General features: G+C 63.2%; 17 protein-coding genes. 9 read left to right on the top strand and 8 right to left on the bottom strand.

The features are described 5' to 3' along the window. Positions 1–56 precede the first annotated feature (56 nt). On the bottom strand, positions 57–2507 hold the full coding sequence (locus AC1RL5_RS18815) for a glycogen/starch/alpha-glucan phosphorylase (RefSeq protein WP_072452099.1): 2451 nt from the start codon (positions 2505–2507) through the stop codon (positions 57–59). Positions 2508–2776: 269 nt separating this feature from the next. Between AC1RL5_RS18815 and AC1RL5_RS18810 the strand changes: the two genes are divergently transcribed. Then, positions 2777–3217 carry a YkgJ family cysteine cluster protein gene (locus AC1RL5_RS18810; protein WP_026020056.1) on the top strand — a complete coding sequence of 147 codons (441 nt, stop codon included), beginning with the start codon at positions 2777–2779 and terminating at the stop codon, positions 3215–3217. 269 nt (positions 3218–3486) lie between these two features. On the opposite strand, the gene typA is transcribed toward AC1RL5_RS18810, so the two are convergent. After that, positions 3487–5307 carry a translational GTPase TypA gene (typA, locus tag AC1RL5_RS18805; RefSeq protein ID WP_019093868.1) on the bottom strand — a complete coding sequence of 607 codons (1821 nt, stop codon included), beginning with the start codon at positions 5305–5307 and terminating at the stop codon, positions 3487–3489. Between the two features lie 139 nt (positions 5308–5446). After that, a complete protein-coding gene (gene thiI / locus AC1RL5_RS18800) occupies positions 5447–6901 on the bottom strand; it encodes a tRNA uracil 4-sulfurtransferase ThiI (protein WP_011058762.1) in 1455 nt (484 codons plus the stop codon). Positions 6902–7232: 331 nt separating this feature from the next. Here thiI and glnA point away from each other — a divergent pair, with 331 nt between their 5' ends. The 3 genes from glnA (at position 7233) to AC1RL5_RS18785 (ending at position 9905) form a co-directional block, all read left to right on the top strand. Next, positions 7233–8639, top strand: a complete 1407-nt coding sequence (gene glnA, locus AC1RL5_RS18795) for a glutamate--ammonia ligase (RefSeq protein WP_011058761.1) — start codon at positions 7233–7235, stop codon at positions 8637–8639. A gap of 136 nt (positions 8640–8775) precedes the next feature. After that, positions 8776–9330: a chorismate mutase gene (locus AC1RL5_RS18790; RefSeq protein ID WP_072452100.1), complete on the top strand. Its 555-nt coding sequence runs from the start codon at positions 8776–8778 to the stop codon at positions 9328–9330. 68 nt (positions 9331–9398) lie between these two features. Then, positions 9399–9905 carry a DUF4124 domain-containing protein gene (locus tag AC1RL5_RS18785; protein WP_185021751.1) on the top strand — a complete coding sequence of 169 codons (507 nt, stop codon included), beginning with the start codon at positions 9399–9401 and terminating at the stop codon, positions 9903–9905. Between the two features lie 3 nt (positions 9906–9908). Here the strand turns inward: AC1RL5_RS18785 and AC1RL5_RS18780 are convergent, their stop codons facing one another. Together AC1RL5_RS18780 and AC1RL5_RS18775 are read right to left on the bottom strand one after the other, a co-directional pair. Next, positions 9909–11096: a CaiB/BaiF CoA transferase family protein gene (locus AC1RL5_RS18780; protein ID WP_492589514.1), complete on the bottom strand. Its 1188-nt coding sequence runs from the start codon at positions 11094–11096 to the stop codon at positions 9909–9911. A 35-nt stretch (positions 11097–11131) separates the two neighbouring features. Then, positions 11132–12853 carry an acyl-CoA dehydrogenase family protein gene (locus tag AC1RL5_RS18775; protein ID WP_072452103.1) on the bottom strand — a complete coding sequence of 574 codons (1722 nt, stop codon included), beginning with the start codon at positions 12851–12853 and terminating at the stop codon, positions 11132–11134. A 110-nt stretch (positions 12854–12963) separates the two neighbouring features. Here AC1RL5_RS18775 and AC1RL5_RS18770 point away from each other — a divergent pair, with 110 nt between their 5' ends. Both AC1RL5_RS18770 and AC1RL5_RS18765 read left to right on the top strand, forming a co-directional pair. After that, positions 12964–13863 (top strand): LysR family transcriptional regulator, encoded by a 900-nt coding sequence (locus AC1RL5_RS18770; protein ID WP_011058756.1) that lies wholly within the window; start codon positions 12964–12966, stop codon positions 13861–13863. A gap of 157 nt (positions 13864–14020) precedes the next feature. Further along, positions 14021–15433: an MFS transporter gene (locus AC1RL5_RS18765; protein WP_072452104.1), complete on the top strand. Its 1413-nt coding sequence runs from the start codon at positions 14021–14023 to the stop codon at positions 15431–15433. Here the strand turns inward: AC1RL5_RS18765 and AC1RL5_RS18760 are convergent. Beyond that, positions 15416–16510 carry a bifunctional transcriptional activator/DNA repair enzyme AdaA gene (locus AC1RL5_RS18760; protein WP_011058754.1) on the bottom strand — a complete coding sequence of 365 codons (1095 nt, stop codon included), beginning with the start codon at positions 16508–16510 and terminating at the stop codon, positions 15416–15418. The two genes, AC1RL5_RS18765 and AC1RL5_RS18760, sit on opposite strands and share 18 nt — an antisense overlap. A gap of 371 nt (positions 16511–16881) precedes the next feature. Here AC1RL5_RS18760 and glnL point away from each other — a divergent pair, with 371 nt between their 5' ends. Then, positions 16882–17967, top strand: a complete 1086-nt coding sequence (gene glnL, locus AC1RL5_RS18755) for a nitrogen regulation protein NR(II) (protein ID WP_011058753.1) — start codon at positions 16882–16884, stop codon at positions 17965–17967. Continuing rightward, positions 17964–19400: a nitrogen regulation protein NR(I) gene (ntrC, locus tag AC1RL5_RS18750; protein ID WP_047283560.1), complete on the top strand. Its 1437-nt coding sequence runs from the start codon at positions 17964–17966 to the stop codon at positions 19398–19400. The genes glnL and ntrC overlap by 4 nt, the downstream gene beginning before the upstream one ends. A gap of 765 nt (positions 19401–20165) precedes the next feature. Here ntrC and AC1RL5_RS18745 read toward each other — a convergent pair. Beyond that, entirely contained in the window at positions 20166–20606 is a 441-nt protein-coding gene (locus AC1RL5_RS18745) for a hypothetical protein (protein WP_011058751.1), read from the bottom strand. Here AC1RL5_RS18745 and trmL point away from each other — a divergent pair. Then, the gene (gene trmL / locus AC1RL5_RS18740; protein ID WP_047283558.1) at positions 20605–21060 is read left to right on the top strand and encodes a tRNA (uridine(34)/cytosine(34)/5-carboxymethylaminomethyluridine(34)-2'-O)-methyltransferase TrmL; all 456 of its coding nucleotides are present in this window, start codon (positions 20605–20607) and stop codon (positions 21058–21060) included. The two genes, AC1RL5_RS18745 and trmL, sit on opposite strands and share 2 nt — an antisense overlap. A 95-nt stretch (positions 21061–21155) precedes the next feature. Here the strand turns inward: trmL and secB are convergent, their stop codons facing one another. Further along, positions 21156–21635, bottom strand: coding sequence for a protein-export chaperone SecB (gene secB / locus AC1RL5_RS18735; protein ID WP_011058749.1), 480 nt, complete (start codon positions 21633–21635; stop codon positions 21156–21158). Between the last annotated feature and the right edge of the window lie 36 nt (positions 21636–21671).

Raw genomic sequence — 21671 nt, 5'->3', positions numbered from 1 at the left:
GCAAGGCCCAACAAACGCTGGGCCTTGTGCACACTTCTAGAATTTTCTCAGGGGCCTCATTCCAGGGCCTTCCAGATCTCCGTGGCGTATTCACGGATGGTCCGGTCCGAAGAGAACCAGCCCATGCGCGCAGTGTTGAGCACCGCCGAACGCCACCATTCCTTGGAGTCGTGCCAGCGCTCCTCGACCCGAGCCTGGGCGTTCCAGTAAGCGTCGAAATCGGCGCAGACCAGGAACCGGTCGTAATCGATCAGCGAATCGATCAGCGCGGTATAGCGCGACGGATCGTCCGGGGAGAACACCCCGCCGCGAATCGCCTGCAGCACGTCGTTCAGCCGATGGGAGGCGGCGATATCCGGCACCGCGCTGAACTCGCCATTGCGTTTGCGCGCCTCCACCTGCTGGGCACTGAGGCCGAAGATGAACATGTGCTCCGCGCCGACCTGCTCGCACATCTCCACGTTGGCGCCGTCCAGGGTGCCGATGGTCAACGCGCCATTGAGGCCGAACTTCATGTTGCTGGTGCCCGAGGCCTCGAACCCGGCGGTGGAGATCTGCTCCGACAGGTCGGCGGCAGGAATGATGCTTTCCGCCAGGCTGACGTTGTAGTTGGGCAAGAACACCACTTTGAGCAAGCCGCGCACCGTGGGGTCATTGTTCACCGTACGGGCGATGTCGTTGGTCAGCTTGATGATCAGCTTGGCCTGGTGATAGCTGGCGGCAGCCTTGCCGGCGAAGATCTTCACCCGCGGCACCCAGTCGGTTTCCGGCTCGGCGCGGATCGCCTGGTACAACGCCACGGTGTGCAACAGGTTGAGCAACTGGCGCTTGTATTCGTGGATGCGCTTGACCTGCACATCGAACATTGCCGCCGGGTTGATCGCGATTCCCAGGCGCTCATGGATGATCGCCGCGAGGGCCCGCTTGCTGTGCAGGCGCTGCTCGGCGAACTGTTTGCGAAAGGCCGGTTTCTCGGCAAAGGGTTCGAGCCCCCTGAGCAGTTCCTCGGGGCTGTCCAGCAGTTCGAGGCCCAGGGCCTCCACCAGCATTTCAGTGAGTTGCGGGTTGGCCTGGTACAGCCAGCGGCGGAAGGTGATGCCGTTGGTCTTGTTGTTGATGCGCTCGGGGTACAGCTTGTGCAGCTCGGAGAACACCGTGCTGCGCATCAGCTGGGTGTGCAGCCCGGACACGCCGTTGACGCTGTGGGAGCCGAGAAACGCCAGGTTGCCCATGCGCACCCGGCGGCCGTTGTCTTCCTCGATCAGCGACACCGCCCGCAGCACGTCAAAATCGTGCAGGCCCTTGGCCCGCAGCGAGTCGATGTGCTGGGCATTGATCAGGTAGATGATCTGCATGTGCCGCGGCAGCATGCGCTCCATCAGGCCCACCGGCCAGGTTTCCAGGGCCTCGGGCAGCAAGGTGTGGTTGGTGTAGGAGAGGGTTTCCACGGTGATCTGCCACGCCGCGTCCCAGGCGATGCCGTGCAGGTCGACCAATTGGCGCATCAGCTCGGCCACGGCGATCGACGGGTGGGTGTCATTGAGCTGGATCGCCGCGTGCTCGCCGAGGCTGAGCACCGAGTCGTGCATGTTCTTGTGGCGGCGCAGCAGGTCCTGCAGCGACGCCGAGACGAAGAAATATTCCTGGCGCAGGCGCAGCTCCTGGCCGGCCTCGGTGCTGTCGGCCGGGTACAGCACCCGGGAAATGCTCTCGGCCCGGGCCACTTCGGCTACCGCGCCCAGGTGATCACCGGCATTGAAGCGCTCCAGGTGCAGGTCTTCCATGGCTCGTGCCCGCCACAGGCGCAAGGTGTTGACGCTGGCCCCGCGCCAGCCCACCACCGGGGTGTCGTAGGCCACAGCGCGCACCGTTTCCGCCGGCCACCAGACCTGCCGGGTGTTGCCCGCCTCGTCGGTCACGGTGTCGACACTGCCGCCAAAGCCGATGGAGTAGATCACCTCGGGGCGCTCGAACTCCCAGGGGTTGCCGAAATCCAGCCAGTGCTCGGTCTGCTCCTGCTGCCAGCCATCGACGATGGCCTGGCGGAACAGGCCGTGTTCGTAGCGGATGCCGTAGCCGTGGCCGGCGATGCCCAGGGTCGACATGCTTTCCATGAAGCACGCCGCCAGGCGCCCCAGGCCACCGTTGCCCAAAGCCGCATCGGGCTCCAGCAGGCGGATGCGCTCCAGGTCCACCCCCAGGTCGGTGAGGGCCTCGCGGGCCACCTCCAGCAGCCCGAGGTTGCTCAGGCTGTCGAACAGCAGGCGGCCGATAAGGAACTCCAGGGACAGGTAGTACACCCGCTTCTGGCCCTTGCGGTAGATCTGCCGCGTGTGATCCATCCAGTGGTCGACCATGTGGTCCCGCGCGGCCAGGGCAATGGCTTCGAACCAGTCGTGGTCGAAGGCGTGATCCGGGTCTTTGCCTACCGCGTAGGTGAGTTTGGTCAAGACGGCTTCGCGAAAAGCGGCCACCTCAGCGTCGCGAACAAGGGGTTCCTGAGTCATCGATACGACCTCTGACGAGATACACAGTGAGCATGGAATTGTCTGAGCCTAGTCGGTCTGACACGAGGCGAAGGCTCTGGTTCGGCGCTATTTCAAATGGCTCGGCTAAACAGGGAGTCTTCTGCGCCAGCGGGAGAAAAGGATGCAGTTGCCGTGCCGCCAGGTATTGTTCGGCGCCACATGAAGAAAAATCCGACCTAAAGTCGTTCAAAAATCCACCAGTCCCGGTATGATCGCGCGCCCTGGAACACCTGCCGGAAATGACCTTGATGAAGTCCAACCTGATCGCCGCCGCGGAAATCGATCGTCTCGATACCTGGGCCAAGTACACCGCCCCCATGTGCGGCTCCTGCATGTCCAGCTGCTGCACACTGCCGGTGGAAGTGAAGATCAAGGACCTGATCCGCATCGGCATCGTCGATGAGTTCGAACGCGGCGAGCCGGCGAAGAACATCGCCAAGCGCCTGCAGAAGGAAGGCATCGTCGAGCGCTACAACCAGAAGTCGGAAATCTTCACCCTGCAGCGCATGAGCAACAACGACTGCCTGTATCTGGATCGTAAAAGCCGCCTGTGCACCATTTATGACAAGCGCCCGGACACCTGCCGCAACCATCCGAAGATCGGCCCGCGCCCGGGTTACTGCGCTTACAAGCCCAAGCCCCAGGTGCGCCCGACCAATACCAGCAGCCGGACCCTGGAACGTTTCTGAGCCCCGGCCTGCGCCTGCAACCCCGTTCCCCATGTAACCCTGCCGCCCTGTAGCCGCAGCCGAGCCTTGGCGAGGCTGCGAACGGCTGCAAAGCCGCCGCAGTACGGGCTACTGCAGAGTTTCAGATACACCGCTTTACGACCGCTACGCGGTCGAGCGCAGCCTCGCAGGCTCGGCAGTGGCGACAGGACCCGAGCTTTTTCACAGATCAAAAAAAACGCCCCCGGCCGCAAGGCCGGGGGCGTTTTCATTCAGCCGGAACTAAAGACTCAGTTCTTGGCTTTCTTGGCAGCGCGAGTACGCTCGCCTTCGTCCAGGATCTTCTTGCGAAGACGGATGGACTTAGGAGTCACTTCACACAGCTCGTCGTCCTGGATGAATTCCAGAGCCTGTTCCAGGGTGAAACGGACCGGCGGAACCAGGGCGATGGTTTCGTCCTTGCCCGAAGCACGCATGTTGTCGAGCTTCTTGCCTTTGGTTGGGTTCACACCCAGGTCGTTGTCACGGCTGTTCAGACCAACGATCTGACCGTTGTAGATTTCCTGGCCGTGCTCGACGAACAGCTTGCCGCGCGCCTGCAGGGTTTCCAGGGAGTAGGTCAGGGCCTTGCCGGTTTCTACCGATACCAGTACGCCGTTCTGACGGCCGGACATGTGGCCGGACTTCATCGGAGCGTAGCGATCGAAGATCGAGGTCAGGATGCCTGCACCGTTGGTCAGGGTCAGGAACTGGTTACGGAAACCGATCAGACCACGGGCTGGAATGTTGTATTCCAGGCGTACACGGCCCTTGCCATCCGGAACCATGTTGCTCAGGTCACCCTTACGCAGGCCCATTTCTTCCATGACCTTGCCCTGGGAATCTTCAGGGATGTCGATGGTGACGTTTTCGAACGGTTCCTGCTTCACGCCGTCAACTTCACGGATGATCACTTCAGGACGGCCAACGCCCATTTCGAAACCTTCGCGACGCATGGTTTCGATCAGTACCGACAGGTGCAGCTCACCACGGCCGGAAACCTTGAACTTGTCGGCCGAGTCGCCTTCTTCGACACGCAGAGCAACGTTGTACAGCAGCTCCTTGTCCAGACGCTCCTTGATGTTACGGGAGGTCACGAACTTGCCTTCTTTACCGCAGAATGGCGAGTCGTTGACCTGGAAGGTCATGGAAACGGTTGGCTCGTCGACAGTCAGCGGCTTCATCGCTTCAACAGCGGTCGGGTCGCACAGGGTGTCGGAGATGAACAGCTCGTCGAAACCGCTGATGCAGACGATGTCGCCGGCAGCTGCTTCTTCAACGTCTACGCGGTGCAGACCGTGGTGGCCCATCAGCTTGAGGATACGACCGTTGCGGCGCTTGCCGTCGACGTCGATGGCCACTACCGGGGTGTTGGGCTTGACGCGACCGCGAGCGATACGGCCAACGCCGATCACACCCAGGAAGCTGTTGTAGTCCAGAGCGGAGATCTGCATCTGGAACGGACCGTCACGGTCAACGCTTGGCGCTGGCACGTTGTCGACGATCGACTGGTACAGCGGGGTCATGTCTTCGGCCATTTCGGTGTGGTCCAGACCGGCGATGCCGTTCAGGGCCGAGGCGTAGACGACTTTGAAGTCCAGCTGTTCTTCGGTGGCGCCGAGGTTGTCGAACAGGTCGAAGATCTGGTCCAGAACCCAGTCAGGACGCGCGCCCGGACGGTCGACCTTGTTGATCACCACGATTGGACGCAGGCCGGCTTCGAAAGCCTTCTTGGTCACGAAACGGGTTTGCGGCATAGGGCCGTCTTGAGCGTCGACCAGCAGCAGCACGGAGTCGACCATGGACATTACGCGCTCAACTTCGCCGCCGAAGTCGGCGTGGCCCGGGGTGTCCACGATGTTGATGTGGTAGCCGTTCCAGTTGATGGCGGTGTTTTTCGCCAGGATGGTAATGCCGCGCTCTTTTTCCTGGTCGTTGGAGTCCATCACGCGCTCGTCGTTGAGCTCGTTGCGCTCCAGGGTGCCGGATTGACGCAGGAGTTTGTCTACCAGGGTGGTCTTACCATGGTCAACGTGGGCAATGATGGCGATGTTGCGTAGATTTTCGATCACTTGTGTATCTCGATCAGAGGATTCGGTGTGCTGACAAATGCTGGCAGCGATTAACAATAGATTCAGGCCTGGCCGTTACAGCTGGACGGCGGCGTCGGGGGGCCGGTGACGCAAGCCACAGGCGAACATCCCCGGGCACTTAGCTCGGTCTATAAACGCGCACATTGGCATGTCCCTCACTGAGCAGATGGTGAGCATGCAGGCGACTCATGACGCCTTTGTCGCAATACAGCAGGTACTGGCGCGTAGGGTCCAGTTCCTTGAAGCGGGCGTTCAATGCATAGAACGGCAGCGCTTTTACTTCGATGCCCGCGAGCTCCAGCGGCTGGTCTTCCTCGGCATCCGGATGACGGATGTCGATGACGATCTGACCGGCCAGCGCTTCACTGACTTCTTCAATCTGCACATCCTGGCCCAACTCGTCGATCACTCGATCGATCGGCACCAGTTTGGCCCGCTCGATCGCACGCTCGAGCACCGCCATATCGAATTCTTTCTCTTCATGCTCGACGCGATGGCGCTTGGCATGGGTCTTGGGGTTCACCGAGATGACCCCGCAGTACTCCGGCATGTGCTTGGCGAAGTCGGCGGTGCCGATCTCCACGGCCAGGTCGATGATGTCCTGCTTGTGGCTGGCGATCAGGGGGCGCAGTACCAGTTTCTCGGTCACGCAGTCGATCACCGACAGGTTCGGCAGGGTCTGGCTGGACACCTGGGAAATCGCCTCGCCGGTCACCAGCGCATCGATGTGCAGGCGGTCGGCGATGCTCGACGCGGCACGCAACATCATACGCTTCAAAATGACGCCCATATGACTGTTGTCGACTTTGCCGAGGATTTCCCCGAGCACTTCCTCGAACGGCACGCTGACGAACAGCACGCGCTGGGAGCTGCCGTACTTCTTCCATATATAGTGCGCGACTTCCATCACGCCCAGTTCATGGGCACGCCCGCCCAGGTTGAAGAAGCAGAAATGCCCCATCAGGCCGCGGCGCATGATCTGGTACGCCGCCACCGTGGAATCGAAACCGCCGGACATCAGGACCAGGGTCTGTTCCAGGGCGCCCAGCGGGTAGCCGCCGATGCCGTTGTGCTGGCTGTGGATCACGAACAACCGTTGGTCGCGAATTTCCATCCGCACTTCGATTTCAGGCTCTTTCAGGGAAATTCCGGCGGCGCCGCACTGCCGACGCAGTTGGCTGCCGACGTATTTTTCCACGTCCATGGAGCTGAATTCATGCTTGCCGGCACGCTTGCAGCGCACGGCAAAAACCTTCCCCGGGAGGGCTTCGCCAAAGTGCTGCTTGCACTTGGCGACGATGTCGTCGAAGTCGCCCAGAGGGTACTCGTCGACCTGCAGGAAATGCGCGATGCCGGGCATGCAGCTCAGGCGCTCGGTCATGTCCTTCAGGGCCTTGGGCTCGCTGACGGCGGTTTCCAGCTCGAGGTTGTCCCACACACCATTGACCACCACGGCCGGGTCCAGGTCGCGGAGCACGGCACGGATGTTCTTCGCCAACTGACGGATGAAACGCGTCCGAACCGGGCGGCTCTTGATGGTGATTTCCGGGAAAACTTTAACGATTAGTTTCATGAAAACAGCGCGCGCTGGGCCAGCCGAAAAAGGGGGGCGCGGATTATAGCGGAAATTGCTCAAGGTTTAACCAGTTTATGTGCAGAAGGTTTTCGATGCACCAAAACGGGTCATTTATTGGCAAAGACGCTACATTGCAGTGCGTCGAATGCCGGCATTCAACCCAATACGGCGCAGAAAGCGTGATTTTGGGGCAGAAAACCCATCTCGGGGCACTGGCATGCAATTTGCTCCCTTGTGAGGCAGGTTGCCATGGCAGAGTATTCGCGCCGGCATCACCCACATTCTAAGGGCACTCCAACACCAAGCCCGAAGCCACCCGGAGGACACTATGTCGAAGTCGGTTCAACTCATCAAAGATCATGACGTCAAATGGATTGATCTGCGCTTCACTGACACCAAGGGCACTCAACATCACGTGACCATGCCGGCTCGTGATGCGCTGGATGAAGACTTCTTCGAAGCTGGCAAGATGTTCGACGGCTCCTCCATCGCTGGCTGGAAAGGCATCGAAGCCTCCGACATGATCCTGATGCCGGACGACGAAACCGCCGTACTGGACCCGTTCACCGAAGAACCGACCCTGATCCTGGTGTGCGACATCATCGAACCTTCGAGCATGCAGGGTTACGATCGTGACCCACGTGCCATCGCCAAGCGCGCCGAAGAGCACCTGAAAGCCACCGGTATCGGCGACACCGTATTCGCCGGCCCAGAGCCAGAGTTCTTCATCTTCGACCAGGTGAAATTCAAGTCCGACATCTCCGGCTCCATGTTCAAGATCTACTCCGAACAAGGTTCGTGGATGTCCGACCAGGACATCGAAGGCGGTAACAAGGGCCACCGTCCAGGCGTCAAGGGCGGCTACTTCCCGGTTCCACCGTTCGACCACGACCACGAAATCCGTACCTCCATGTGCAACGCACTGGAAGAAATGGGCCTGACCGTCGAAGTTCACCACCACGAAGTGGCGACTGCCGGCCAGAACGAAATCGGCGTCAAGTTCAACACCCTGGTGAAGAAGGCCGACGAAACCCAGACCCTGAAGTACGTGGTGCACAACGTGGCTGACGCCTACGGCCGCACTGCCACCTTCATGCCCAAGCCTCTGTACGGCGACAACGGCTCGGGCATGCACGTCCACATGTCGATCTGGAAAGACGGCAAGAACACCTTCGCAGGTGAAGGCTATGCCGGCCTGTCCGATACCGCCCTGTACTTCATCGGCGGCATCATCAAGCACGGTAAGGCCCTGAACGGCTTCACCAACCCGGCGACCAACTCCTACAAGCGTCTGGTGCCAGGCTTCGAAGCCCCGGTCATGCTGGCCTACTCGGCGCGCAACCGTTCCGCTTCGATCCGTATTCCTTACGTGTCGAGCCCTAAGGCCCGCCGTATCGAAGCCCGTTTCCCGGACCCGGCTGCCAACCCGTACCTGGCCTTCGCTGCCCTGCTGATGGCCGGCCTGGACGGTATCCAGAACAAGATCCACCCTGGCGACGCTGCTGACAAAAACCTGTACGACCTGCCGCCTGAAGAGGCCAAAGAGATCCCACAAGTTTGCGGCAGCCTGAAGGAAGCCCTGGAAGAGCTGGACAAAGGTCGTGCGTTCCTGACCAAAGGCGGCGTTTTCAGCGACGACTTCATCGACGCCTACATCGCCCTGAAAAGCGAAGAAGAAATCAAGGTACGTACCTTCGTACACCCACTGGAATACGAGCTGTACTACAGCTGCTGATCCGGTAGCACCGGCGCAAGCCGCGTGATCAAGAGGCCTCCTTCGGGAGGCCTTTTTTATGCCCGCGCATTTGCCCTGCCCGGGGTGGTTGCGTGCATCATGGGCGCCGTCTCCCCATCAGCAGCCGAGCCCGCCCATGACTTCGCGCCTCAACCTGTGCCTCGCCCTGACTTGCAGCCTGTTCGCCACCGCCGCCTGCGCCAGTGACGCCCCGCCCGCCCTCGCCCCGCTGCTGCAGAGCATCGGCGAACGCCTGGCGATTGCCGATCAGGTGGCCCTGAGCAAATGGGACAGCCACAAGGCCGTGGAAGACCGCCCGCGGGAACAACAGGTGATCGCCGGGGCAACCGCCCAGGCCGCAACCTATCACTTGAGCGAAGAAACGGTTGGGCAGTTCTTCGCCGCCCAGATCGAAGCCAACAAGCTGGTGCAATACGCCCGACTCTCGGCCTGGCACTTGCAAGGCAGGGCACCGGACACTCCGCGCCAGGACCTGGCCGGGCAGATCCGCCCCCAACTTGATCAGTTACAAAAACGCCTGCTGCAGCAACTGGCCGACTTCAGCCCGCAGCGCACCGACCGCCAATGCCCGCAATGGCTGGCCCGGGCCAATCAGGCCAGCAGCAGCGACCCACTGCGACGACTGGCGATGGTTCGTGCCACGGCAGAGTTATGTGTGTTCAAAGGTTAACGGCGCCTGCGCCACGCGCAGCAGCGCCCTATGCTGGAGCCTTTCAGGCACCCGCCAGGATCTGCGAGATGCACCTCTTCATTGCTTGCCTGCTGTGGATCAGCGCATTGCCAGCCGGCGCGCAGATCTACCAGTACACCGATTCGGCCGGGAATCGCGCCTATAGCGACCAGCCGCCGGGAACCTCGTACCGGCAGATTGAAACACCCGCGCCGAATCGCCTCCCCAGCCCGGCCACACCGGCGCCACATACGCCGGCAGCACAACCTGCCAGCACCCTTCTGGCCTACGAACGGCTGCAACTGAGCGGCGTACCGGAGCACGGTGCCTTGCGCGCCAACAACGGCAGTTTCAGCGTGCAGGTGGAGTTGCAGCCCAGCCTGCGGCCCGGCCACCGTCTGCGCCTGCTGCTGGATGGCCAGCCCTATGGCCAGGCCGGCCAGGGGCCCGAGCTGCAGCTGGTGAATATCGACCGTGGCCAGCACCGGTTGGCGGTGCAGGTGCTGGCTGGCGACAAGGTCCTGCAACAGAGCCCGGCCATCAGCTTCACTCTGCTGCGGGCCCGCCGCCCCTGAGCCTCAACCGTGCACCACTCCACTGGCCAGCAGAGCGGCGATGGTCGGGTCATCCAGGCCCAGCCCCTGCAATACCGCCCGGGTGTCCTGCCCCAGGCTCGGCGGCGCCGTACGGTAGCTGGCCGGCGTGCGTGACAACTTCACCGGCGAACCTATGCCCCGGTAGCCATCGAGTTCCACCAGCAGCCCGCGATGCCGGGTGTGGGGATGAGCCACCACCTGGTCGACGGTGGCGATCGAACCACAAGGCACCCCCTGGCCGATCAGCCGCGGGGCCAGCAACGCGCCGTCGTGCGCCGACAGGTAATGCTCCAGTTGCTGCTTCAAGGCCTCGCGGTTGACCGAGCGCTTGCCGTTGTCGGTAAAGCGCGGGTCCTCCAGCAACGCGCCGGCCCCCAGTTCCTGGCACAGCCGGGCGAACTGGCGGTCGTTGCCCACCGCCAGGAAAATCGGCTCGCCAGCGGTGCGGTAGCTGTCGTAGGGAGCAATGTTGGGATGAGCGTTGCCCGTGCGTTTGGGCGTCTTGCCGGCGGCGAAGTAGTTCGGCAGGTGCGGGTGCAGCAGGGACACGCCACAGTCGTACAGGGAGATGTCCAGTGACTGCCCGAGGCCGCTGCGCTGGCGCTCGTTGAGGGCCAGGAGAATCCCCGCCAGGGCATTCAGGCCGGTGACCATATCGACAATCGGCAGGCCGATGCGCAACGGCCCGCCGTCGCCTTCGCCGTTGACGCTCATCAGCCCGGCCATGGCCTGGATCACCGCGTCGTAACCCGGTAGCCCGCCCAGCGGGCCATCGGCGCCAAAGCCGGAAATCCCGCAGTGGATCAACGCCGGAAAACGCTGGCTCAGCACCTCCTGGTAACCGATGCCCCAACGCTGCAGGGTGCCCGGCTTGAAGTTCTCGATCAGCACGTCGGCGCCTTCCAGCAACTGCATCAGCAGTTCCAGGCCTTCGGGGCGCGACAGGTCGACGGCGATCCCCTGCTTGTTACGGTTGATGCCGCGAAAATACGCCGCGTCATCACCTTCGAAAGGCGGCCCCCAGCCCCGGGTCTCATCACCGCTCAAAGGTTCCAGCTTGATCACCTCGGCGCCGTGGTCGGCCAGGGCCTGGGAGCAGTAGGGGCCGCCCAGCACACGGCTGAGATCGATGATTTTCACGCCCGCCAGGGCGCCTTGGGCAAACGTCATGGATGTACTCCGGCAGATCGGACAAGGACGGCCATTCAGGCCGGCAGCAATTGCATGGCCTGGGCCTGGGACAGCGGGCTTTCATTGGCCAGGCGCGCCAGCAGCTCGGCATCGATCACCGGCTCCAGGCCCAACGGATCGCGCGGCAATACCTTGTGCACCAGCACCAGGTGAGCCAGGGCCAGGCGCCGATGGTCCGCACCCTGGCGCGCGGCCTCCCAGGCCATGAAGATGGCGCTGGCCAGGTGATAGAGAACGCTGCCCACCTGCCGTACCTGCTCGTCCCGGCGCTGCTGCGCCACGGCATGGAAGCCGGTCACGGTGCGCAACAGGGCCGAATCGAACAGCCGGCGGCTCGCCGGTGGCAAATCGGCCTCGGCCAGCAGCCCGGCCAGATAGCCCTGCAACGGCTCCAGCGCCTGCTCCCGAGTCACCGCCCGGGCAATGTCCAGGGCGACGATGTTGCTGGTGCCCTCCCAGATCGACCCCAGGTGCGCATCGCGCACCAGCCGGGCATCGCTCCACTCCTCGATATAGCCAACCCCGCCGCGCACTTCCATGGCATCGCCGGTCACCCGGCGGGCATCACGGCAGGCGCGGAACTTGATCAGCGGCGTGAGGATCCGCACGCACTTGCGCGCCGTCTCATCGCCGCCATCGGCCCGGGGCAGCAAGCTGGCGATCTGCATGAACATCGAGCGCGCCTGTTCGGTGGGCAGCATCATCTTCAGCAACTGGCGCTGCATCAGCGGCATTTCGATCAGGTGCTTGCCGAAGGCCCGGCGCTGGCGGGCGATGTACAACGCCTCGCTCAGCCCCCGGCGCATCAGCCCCGCCGCGCGCACGCCATTGGACAGGCGCGACATGTTGATCATGTCGGCCATCTGCTGAAAACCGCGGCCGACCTCACCGATCAGGTAGGCCGTGGCGCCTTCCAGGGTGATCTCGCCACTGGCCATGGAGCGGCTGCCCAGCTTGTCCTTCAGGCGCTGGATCCGGTAGTGGTTGCGCGAGCCGTCGGGCAGCACCTTGGGCAACAGGAACAGGGTCACCCCGGCCATGCCCGGTGGTGCGTCTTCCGGGCGCGCCAGGACCATGGCCAGGTCGGCATCCGGGTTGGAGCAGAACCACTTCTCACCGAACAGGCGCCATTGGCCATCTTCCAGCCGGGCCCGGGTTTCGGTGCGTGAAACGTCTGAACCGGCGGCCTGTTCGGTCATGAACATCGCCCCCTGGAACAGCGTCTCGAACTCCTGGGACTGCAACTGCGGCAGGTAGCGCGCCACCAGTTCCGGCGTACCGAACTTGCACAGGGTGCGGGTCAGGGAGTCGGTCATGCTCACCGGGCAGCACAGGCCGAACTCGGCCTGGACGAACAGGTAGGTCAGGGCGTACTTGATCAGCGGCGGCGGGCCTCCGGGCTGGTGGCTCATGGCAGCCAGCCCCAGTTCGGCAAAGGCCACCCGTTCCAGGGTGACGTAGTCCGGATGCTTGGCGATGCTTTGCAGGTTCTCGCCGCGGCGGGTACGCGGTTGCAGCACCGGGGGATTCTTGTCGGCGCTCAGGGCCAGCACATCCAGCTCGCCACCGGCCCGGGCGCCCAGGCGCTGCAAGGTGGGCAACCACTGCTGGTAGACCGCCGAGGGCAGGTAGACCTGGAGCAGCGCGGCCAGGCCGGCGTCGCACTCGAACAGGTTGATGCCGCGGCTGTCGGGGATGTTGAGGCTGTCTTCAATGGGGCGGGGCTCGGCGGTCATGGCGCGTCTCCTGTTTTTTGTAGGCCGAGACTAGAGCCGCCATCGATAAGTATCTAATACAAAATCAATCAACTACGATAAGAAATCCATATCGTAGAACCGGAGTCGCCATGGACCTCAAACAGTTGCGCTACTTCGTCGCGGTAGCCGAAGAACTGCATTTCGGGCGGGCCGCGAACCGTCTGTGCATTTCCCAGCCGGCCCTGAGTTTCGACATCAAGAAGCTTGAGGGGCAACTGGAAGTCCAACTGCTCAATCGCAACAACAAGTCCGTGAGCCTGACCAACGCCGGCCAGGTTCTGCTGGACGAGGCCCGCTACCTGCTGCTGCGTGCCGACCAGGCGCGGCACCTGACCCAGCGCTCGGCAGAAGGCTTTGCCGGGCGCCTGAGCCTGGGTTTCGTCAATTCGATCCTGCACCGCGGGCTGCCCGAGGCGGTCAAGGCCTTCGAACAGCAATACCCGGAAACCGAAGTGGTGCTGATGGAAATGAACAGTGCCGACCAGACCCAGGCCCTGCAACGCGGCCAGATCGACATCGGTTTCGTCCATGGCAGCACCTTTGCCGCCGGCATCCACAGCGAACCGCTGCTGGCCGAGCCGTTCCTCTGCTGCCTGCCCCAGAGCCACTCGCTGGCCACCCAGGCGCGGATCGACCTGGCGCAACTGGCCAATGACGATTTCATCCTGTTTCCGCGGGCGGTCTCGCCGCACTACCACGACCTGATCATTTCCCGCTGCGTGGCGGCCGGGTTCAGCCCGCGCATTCGCCACGAGACGCGGCTATGGCAAACGGTGGTGGCAATGGTGGCCCACGAGATGGGCGTGGCGCTGGTGCCACAGACCCTGGCCATGCTCGGCCAGCCGGGCGTGCATTACGGCGAGCTCGAAGGCTCCGGCGCGCCTTCGCAGATCCAGGCGATCCGCCTGGAGGACAAGCCTTCGGCGGCGGCCGAAAGCTTTCTCGGGCTGCTCAAGTCCCTGATCAAACCGGCCGCCGGAGGGCGCTGAGCGTTGGGGCGCGATACGCAATCACGTATCAAACCATAAGATTTAATCATTATATTTTTCGATTCCTGCCTGTATAGGCTCCCAGCGGTCGGACCTTGCCAGAGGCCCATGCGCCCGATCAGGGGCGCATATAACAATAAAAACGCAGGAATTGAACATGAACGCTGCCCAGGATGCCGCTGCCCACAAGAGAGCCCGCAAGGCGGGTATCGCCTCATTCATCGGCACCACCATCGAGTGGTATGACTTCTACGCCTACGGCATCGCCGCCGCCCTGGTGTTCGGCAAGGTGTTCTTTCCCGCCGACCTGCCCCCCGGCACGGCCACCCTGCTGTCCTTCCTGACCCTGTGGGCCGGGTTCATCGCCCGCCCCGTCGGCGGCATCATCTTCGGCCACATGGGCGACAAGATCGGCCGCAAGACCACCCTGGTGATCACCCTGATCATGATGGGCCTGGCCACCACCTGCATCGGCCTGCTGCCCAGCTACCTGCAGATCGGCGTCTGGGCCCCCATTGCCCTGGTGACCCTGCGCATCATCCAGGGCATCGCGGTGGGCGGTGAATGGGGCGGGGCGATCCTCATCGCCAGCGAAAGCGCGCCCAAGGGCAAGGGCATTCTCTATGCCGCCTTCGCCCAGCAGGGTTCGCCGGCCGGCAACCTGCTGGCAACCCTGGTGTTCTTCGGCCTCAGCGCCCTGCCGACTCCGGACTTTCTGCTCTGGGGCTGGCGCATTCCGTTCCTGCTGTCGGCGGTGCTGGTGATCATCGGCATGGTCATCCGCCTCAAGCTGGAAGAATCCGATGACATGAAGCGCCTGATGGAGCAGAAAAAGACCGTCAAGCTGCCGATTCTCGAAGTCCTGCGCGACCACTGGCGCCTGGTACTGCTGGGGGCCGGGGTGCTGCCGATCATCCACGTCACCTATTTCAAGAGCACCTTCGCCCTGTCCTGGGCCACCAAGGAGCTGGGCTACAGCCAGGGCAGCTTCCTCAGCGTGATCGTCATCGCCCTGGTGGTGCAGTTCATCACCCAGCCCCTGGGTGCGGTGCTGGTTTCACGCATGGACATGCGCAAGGCCATGGTGCTGATGGTGGTGCCCGAGCTGCTGCTGATGCCGGCGATGTTCTTCGCCGTGGAGACCGGGCACTACTGGATCGCGGTGCTGGGCATGTGCCTGGCCACGGTGCCGCACTCGATGTTCTATGGCGCGGTGGGCGGCATCCTGGCGCGGGCGTTTCCGACCCGGGTGCGCTACAGCGGGCTGTCGATCTCCTATCAGCTGTGTTCACTGCTGGTGGGCGGCGCCACGCCGGTGCTGGCCCAGAGCATCCTCAATGGCACCGGCAGCATCATCGGCGTGGCCATCGCCTCGGCCTGCTACGCCCTGGTCTCGCTGGCATGCATGCTGGCCCTGCTCAAGCGCATCGGCCATAACGCCGCCGAACTGTCCACGGCGGAACAGGCGGATGCCGACGAACTGGCGCGCCAGACTGGCGCCCAGCCACCTGTGGACAAGGTTTCCCGGCCCGACCCGGTGCCCGGCAGCGAGCTACAGCCCGCTCGCTGATGCACCCTGCAAGTGGTGCAGGCGCCGCTCATGCTCCAGCAGCCAGCGCTTGCGCCACAGGCCACCGCCATAGCCGGTCAGGGAGCCATCGGCGCCAATCACCCGGTGGCAGGCAATGACAATGGAAATCTGGTTCGCGGCATTGGCCCGGGCCACCGCGCGCACCGCTGAGGGCGAGCCGACCTGCCGCGCCACCTCGGCGTAGCTGCAGGTGGTACCCAGGGGAATGGCCCGCAACGCCTGCCAGACGGTACGGGTAAAGGGCGAGGCGCTCATCGCCAGCGGTGTGGCGAAGTGCACCGCCTCGCCGGCGAAGTAACGCTGCAGTTCGGCCTCGATCTGGTCGATGGGGGCAAAACGCCCGAAACCTATGCTCGAACCGCTGCTCTTCTGCAGGTTCTGCAACTCATTGGCCAGTGCCGGGCGGTCGAAGAATTCCAGCAGATGCAGGACCTGGGCGTCGGCCACCGCCAGCATCACGCCGATCGGGGTCTGCAACCAATCGACCTTGAGCAGTTCCCGCCCCCGCAGGTTCGACGGCGGCTGGCCCGCCAGGCGGCTGAAGGCGTGGCGAAAGCCGCTGTCGGAGTCGAAGCCGGCGCTGATCTGCGCCTCGATCACCGGCTCTCCCGAGGCCAGTTGCTGCATGCCCTGGCCCATGCGACGCAGGCGCGCCATTTCCAGGAAGGTGACGCCGAAATAGCGCTTGAACGCACGGCGCACGGTGGATGGGTCCAGCCCCTGGGCGACCAGGTCGTCCTCGTACCAACGGCGTTCCGGGTCGCGGCCCAACTGCTCGAGCAAGGTCTGCACCCAGGGCTCCTGGACCCCGGCCCGCTCCAGCGGACGACAGCGCAGGCAGGCGCGGAACCCTGCTTCGACACAACCCTTGATGGAGCCGAAGAACACCGTGTTCTCGCGCTTGGGCTTGCGTGCAGCGCAGGTCAGGCGGCAGAACACGCCGGTGCTCTTCACCCCGACAAAGGCAAAGCCTTCATAGGCCGGGTCCCGTGCCAGCAGCGCCTGGTACAGGGTGTCGTCATCGGGAAGCTGGAACAGCAGAGGGGCATTTTCCATGGCCGCATCCTAAACCTTGAAGCATCGGGTTCGAGCACTCTAAACCCGCCCTTTGCCCCGCGCCGCTGAAAAACGGGCGTTGATTCTTCTATCAACGCGCGCCCATCGAGCGCCGCTTAGATTCATGCACTATATTGGTGCAATGCCTTGCACTCAGGTGCCAATACCAGCCCATTTTGGTTCGAAAATACCCGCCAGAGCTGGCAAAACGCCACAGAACCAGGCTTCAAACGCCTGTTTCAGGGCATGCGCGCTTCTTTTCGGAGCCTTGGTTTGGTTTTTGCATTTTCTCCACCACAGCGCCTTAGCCGCGCGCGCACTTCGGGACCGGCCCCGGATTGTCTTGCTTCAAAAGAGGTCACCATCTACCCATGACCATCAGCGACCCACTGCACCGCCTGCTTCTGGACAACCTGACCACCGCCACCATCCTGCTCAATGCCGACCTGCGCCTTGAGTACATGAACCCGGCGGCGGAAATGCTCCTGGCCATCAGCGGCCAGCGCAGCCATGGGCAATTCATCAGCGAGCTGTTCACCGAATCCGCCGAGGCCCTGAGCTCCCTGCGCCAGGCGGTGGAGCAGGCGCACCCCTTCACCAAGCGCGAAGCCATGCTCACCGCACTGACCGGCCAGACCCTGACCGTCGACTACGCGGTGACGCCGATCCTCAGCAACGGCGACACCTTGCTGCTACTGGAAGTCCACCCCCGGGACCGGCTGCTGCGGATCACCAAGGAAGAGGCCCAGTTGTCCAAGCAGGAAACCAGCAAGATGCTGGTGCGCGGCCTGGCCCATGAAATCAAGAACCCCTTGGGGGGCATTCGCGGCGCCGCACAGTTGCTGGCCCGGGAGCTGCCCGAGGAAAGCCTCAAGGACTACACCAACGTCATCATCGAAGAAGCCGACCGCCTGCGGAACCTGGTGGACCGCATGCTCGGCTCGAACAAGCTGCCATCCCTGGCCCTGACCAACATCCATGAAGTGCTGGAGCGGGTCAGCAGCCTGGTGGAAGCCGAAAGCCAGGGCTGTATCACCCTGGTGCGCGATTACGACCCGAGCATTCCCGATGTGCTGATCGACCGCGAACAGATGATCCAGGCGGTGCTCAACATCGTGCGCAACGCCATGCAGGCCATCAGCAGCCAGAATGAAATGCGCCTGGGGCGCATCACCCTGCGCAGCCGCACCATGCGCCAGTTCACCATCGGCCACGTGCGCCATCGCCTGGTGAGCAAGATCGAGATCATCGACAACGGCCCGGGCATCCCCGCAGAACTGCAGGACACCCTCTTCTTCCCCATGGTCAGCGGCCGCCCGGACGGTACCGGGCTGGGCCTGGCCATCACCCAGAACATCATCAGCCAGCACCAGGGTCTGATCGAATGTGACAGCCATCCCGGCCACACCACGTTCTCGATCTTTCTGCCACTGGAACAAGGAGCCCCATCGACATGAGCCGTAGTGAAACCGTGTGGATCGTCGATGACGACCGTTCTATCCGTTGGGTCCTGGAAAAAGCCTTGCAGCAGGAAGGGATGACCACCCAGAGCTTCGACAGCGCCGATGGGGTGATGAGCCGCCTGGCCCGCCAGGCCCCGGACGTGATCATTTCCGACATTCGCATGCCCGGCGCCAGTGGCCTGGACCTGCTGGCACGGATTCGCGAGCAGCACCCGCGCCTGCCGGTGATCATCATGACCGCGCATTCGGACCTGGATAGCGCTGTCGCTTCCTACCAGGGCGGCGCCTTCGAATACCTGCCCAAGCCGTTCGATGTCGATGAAGCGGTGTCGCTGGTCAAGCGCGCCAATCAGCACGCCCAGGAACAGCAAGGCCTGGAAGTGCCGCCGACCCTGACTCGCACTCCGGAAATCATCGGTGAGGCGCCGGCCATGCAGGAGGTGTTCCGAGCCATCGGGCGCCTGAGCCACTCCAACATCACAGTGCTGATCAACGGCGAATCCGGTACCGGCAAGGAACTGGTAGCCCATGCCCTGCATCGCCACAGCCCGCGTGCGGCTTCGCCGTTCATCGCCCTGAACATGGCGGCGATCCCCAAGGACCTGATGGAATCCGAGCTGTTCGGCCATGAAAAGGGCGCCTTCACCGGCGCGGCCAACCTGCGGCGCGGGCGCTTCGAGCAGGCGGACGGCGGCACTCTGTTCCTCGACGAGATCGGCGACATGCCAGCCGACACCCAGACCCGCCTGCTGCGGGTCCTGGCCGATGGCGAGTTCTATCGGGTCGGTGGCCATACCCCGGTCAAGGTCGATGTACGCATCATCGCCGCGACCCACCAGAACCTGGAAACCCTGGTGCACGCAGGCAAGTTCCGTGAGGACCTGTTCCACCGCCTCAACGTGATCCGCATCCATATCCCGCGCCTGTCGGACCGTCGCGAAGACATCCCGACCCTGGCCAGGCACTTCCTCAGCCGCGCCGCCCAGGAGCTGGCGGTGGAACCCAAGTTGCTGAAAAACGAAACCGAGGAATACCTGAAGAACCTGCCGTGGCCGGGCAACGTGCGCCAGCTGGAGAACACCTGCCGCTGGATCACGGTCATGGCCTCGGGTCGCGAGGTGCATATCAGCGACCTGCCACCGGAGTTGCTGAGCCTGCCCCAGGATTCGGCGCCGGTCACCAATTGGGAACAGGCCCTGCGCCAATGGGCCGACCAGGCCCTGGCCCGCGGGCAATCGAACCTGCTGGACAGCGCGGTACCGAGTTTCGAGCGGATCATGATCGAGACCGCCCTCAAGCACACCGCCGGCCGCCGCCGCGATGCCGCGGTCCTGTTGGGCTGGGGGCGCAATACCCTGACCCGCAAGATCAAGGAGCTGGGGATGAAGGTCGACGGTGGCGACGAGGATGAAGGCGAGGAAGGCTGAAGCCCCGGCCGCGGCATGTAGGAGCTGGCTTGCCAGCGAAGAGGCCCTTGAACCTTGCAGTGCGCCCACAGGCGCTTTCGCCGGCAAGCCGGCTCCTACGATGAGGATGTGCGTGCACCAGGATGGGGTGCATGCACTGCCCGAAGGCGCGCTGCAGTGCCATCCAGCCCGGGTACAACCCGCGCCTCAGCTCTGAAAAGCCCTCCGTCGAAAACGCAAAAGCCCCGGATTACGGGGCTTTCGGCTTTTTATCCCAGCAATCAACGCCTCTGCAGCCAAAACTGGCACGCCACCTGCAATAACCCAGTCACTACCCAGTTTCGGGGACCTTGGTACAGGCAGGCCGGGGATTCCCCTCTTTAACACCTGGCTCGGCACGCACATCGCGACGGCCAAAGGTTTCGGGAACCCCAGTACAGGCAGGCTGGGACTTCCCTCTTTAACACCAGGCCCACCCCGCTCACAGCGACGGGCCACGCTTTCGGGAACCCCGGTACAGGCAGACCGGGACTTCCCTCTTTAACACCAGGCCCACCCCGCTCACAGCGACGGGCCACGCTTTCGGGAACCCCGGTACAGGCAGGCCGGGACTTCCCTCTTTAATACCCGGCCCATCCCGCGCATCGCGACGGGCCACGCTTTTGGGGACCCTGGTACAGGCAGGCCGGGAATCCCCTTCTTTACACCGGGACTCATCGCCCTCGTGGCGCTCAGCCCCTCCCGCTTTTGGGGGCCTTGGTACAGGCAGGCCGGGGTTTCCCTCTTTTATTCCTCCCGCAGGTGGATCGCCAGGCGCCAGCGCCCCTCCACCTCGCTCCCGTCCCACTGCCCCCGCAGCGGCCGCGCGGCCACCAGGTTCAGCAGCAGGCCCTGGTCCGCCCGGCGCACCCGCCAGTTCACATTGCGCTGATTGACCTGCAACTGGCCCTTCTGTGCCTGCCCCTGGGCATCGAACAGCAGCGCCACGGTGCCATCGATGTGTTCCCCATGGAGCTTGGGCTCATGGTTGAACCACAGCACCAGCCCATCGGGCGCCACCTCGACCTGCTGCAACGCCACCGGATCAGGCTGGGTCAGGCGGCCGATCATCAGCCCTACCATCACCCCGACAATCGCCAGGGAGCCGAACACCCGCAGCATTAGCTTCGGTCGCGAGTACGCTTCAGGCGTAGAATGCAGCCTGTCTTTCTCTTCGGAGCCGTGCATGTTTCACGTCATCCTCTTTCAACCAGAAATTCCGCCGAATACCGGCAACGTTATCAGGCTGTGCGCCAACAGCGGCTGCCACCTGCATTTGATCGAGCCGCTGGGTTTCGAAATGGACGACAAGCGCCTGCGCCGCGCCGGCCTCGACTATCACGAATACGCCACCCTGCAACGCCATGCCGACCTTGCCAGTTGCCTGGAGAGCCTCGGCCAGCCGCGCCTGTTCGCCTTCACCACCAAGGGCTCGCGGCCGTTCCACGACGCCAGCTTTCAGGAGGGCGACGCCTTCCTGTTCGGCCCCGAGAGCCGGGGCCTGCCGGCGGACGTGCTGGACGCCCTGCCCGGCGAACAGCGCCTGCGCCTGCCCATGCGCGAAGGCTGCCGCAGCCTGAACCTGTCCAACACCGTGGCCGTTGCGGTCTATGAAGGCTGGAGACAGTTGGGGTTCAAGTAGAGCCTGGGGTTCGCGGGCAAGCCCGCTCCTACAGGTTTTGCCCGAGCATGAAAAAAGCGCCGTTACAGGCGCTTTTTTCGTACCGCAACCAGCACTTACTGAACGGTGTTTTCGCCAGCGGACTGCAGGCGTTGCAGCTCTTGGGCGTACAGCGCATCGAAGTTCACCGGGGCCAGCATCAGCGCCGGGAACGAACCGCGGGTCACCAGGCTGTCCAGCGCTTCACGAGCGTAAGGGAACAGGATGTTCGGGCAGAAAGCACCCAGGGTGTGGCTCATGGAAGCCTCATCCAGGTTCTTGATCAGGAAGATACCGGCCTGCTGGACTTCAGCGATGAAGGCCACTTCGTCGCCGTTCTTCACGGTCACGGACAGGGTCAGCACCACTTCGTGGAAGTCGGCTTCCAACGCTGTCTGGCGGGTATTGAGGTCCAGGCCGACGCTAGGTTCCCACTGCTGACGGAAGATCGCCGGGCTTTTCGGCGCTTCGAAGGACAGGTCACGCACGTAGATACGCTGCAGGGAGAATTGCGGTGCGCTTTCGTCGTCGGCAACGGTGTTCTGTTGGTCAGTCATCTCAGAGTCCTTCTTGATCTTGGGTCTATAGGGTTG

Source organism: Pseudomonas sp. GW822-FHT06D10, from assembly GCF_058799535.1.
Note: the sequence above shows the minus strand (reverse complement) of the source record. Positions and strands in the feature narration are given on the sequence as shown.

Bases quoted from the DNA above. Each gene is read 5' to 3' on its own strand.
- AC1RL5_RS18815 (WP_072452099.1), bottom strand. From the start codon at position 2,507: ATGACTCAGGAACCCCTTGTTCGCGACGCTGAGGTGGCCGCTTTTCGC.
- AC1RL5_RS18810 (WP_026020056.1), top strand. From the start codon at position 2,777: ATGAAGTCCAACCTGATCGCCGCCGCGGAAATCGATCGTCTCGATACC.
- thiI (WP_011058762.1), bottom strand. From the start codon at position 6,901: ATGAAACTAATCGTTAAAGTTTTCCCGGAAATCACCATCAAGAGCCGC.
- glnA (WP_011058761.1), top strand. From the start codon at position 7,233: ATGTCGAAGTCGGTTCAACTCATCAAAGATCATGACGTCAAATGGATT.
- AC1RL5_RS18790 (WP_072452100.1), top strand. From the start codon at position 8,776: ATGACTTCGCGCCTCAACCTGTGCCTCGCCCTGACTTGCAGCCTGTTC.
- AC1RL5_RS18785 (WP_185021751.1), top strand. From the start codon at position 9,399: ATGCACCTCTTCATTGCTTGCCTGCTGTGGATCAGCGCATTGCCAGCC.
- AC1RL5_RS18780 (WP_492589514.1), bottom strand. From the start codon at position 11,096: ATGACGTTTGCCCAAGGCGCCCTGGCGGGCGTGAAAATCATCGATCTC.
- AC1RL5_RS18775 (WP_072452103.1), bottom strand. From the start codon at position 12,853: ATGACCGCCGAGCCCCGCCCCATTGAAGACAGCCTCAACATCCCCGAC.
- AC1RL5_RS18770 (WP_011058756.1), top strand. From the start codon at position 12,964: ATGGACCTCAAACAGTTGCGCTACTTCGTCGCGGTAGCCGAAGAACTG.
- AC1RL5_RS18765 (WP_072452104.1), top strand. From the start codon at position 14,021: ATGAACGCTGCCCAGGATGCCGCTGCCCACAAGAGAGCCCGCAAGGCG.
- AC1RL5_RS18760 (WP_011058754.1), bottom strand. From the start codon at position 16,510: ATGGAAAATGCCCCTCTGCTGTTCCAGCTTCCCGATGACGACACCCTG.
- glnL (WP_011058753.1), top strand. From the start codon at position 16,882: ATGACCATCAGCGACCCACTGCACCGCCTGCTTCTGGACAACCTGACC.
- ntrC (WP_047283560.1), top strand. From the start codon at position 17,964: ATGAGCCGTAGTGAAACCGTGTGGATCGTCGATGACGACCGTTCTATC.
- trmL (WP_047283558.1), top strand. From the start codon at position 20,605: ATGTTTCACGTCATCCTCTTTCAACCAGAAATTCCGCCGAATACCGGC.
- AC1RL5_RS18745 (WP_011058751.1), bottom strand. From the start codon at position 20,606: ATGCACGGCTCCGAAGAGAAAGACAGGCTGCATTCTACGCCTGAAGCG.
- secB (WP_011058749.1), bottom strand. From the start codon at position 21,635: ATGACTGACCAACAGAACACCGTTGCCGACGACGAAAGCGCACCGCAA.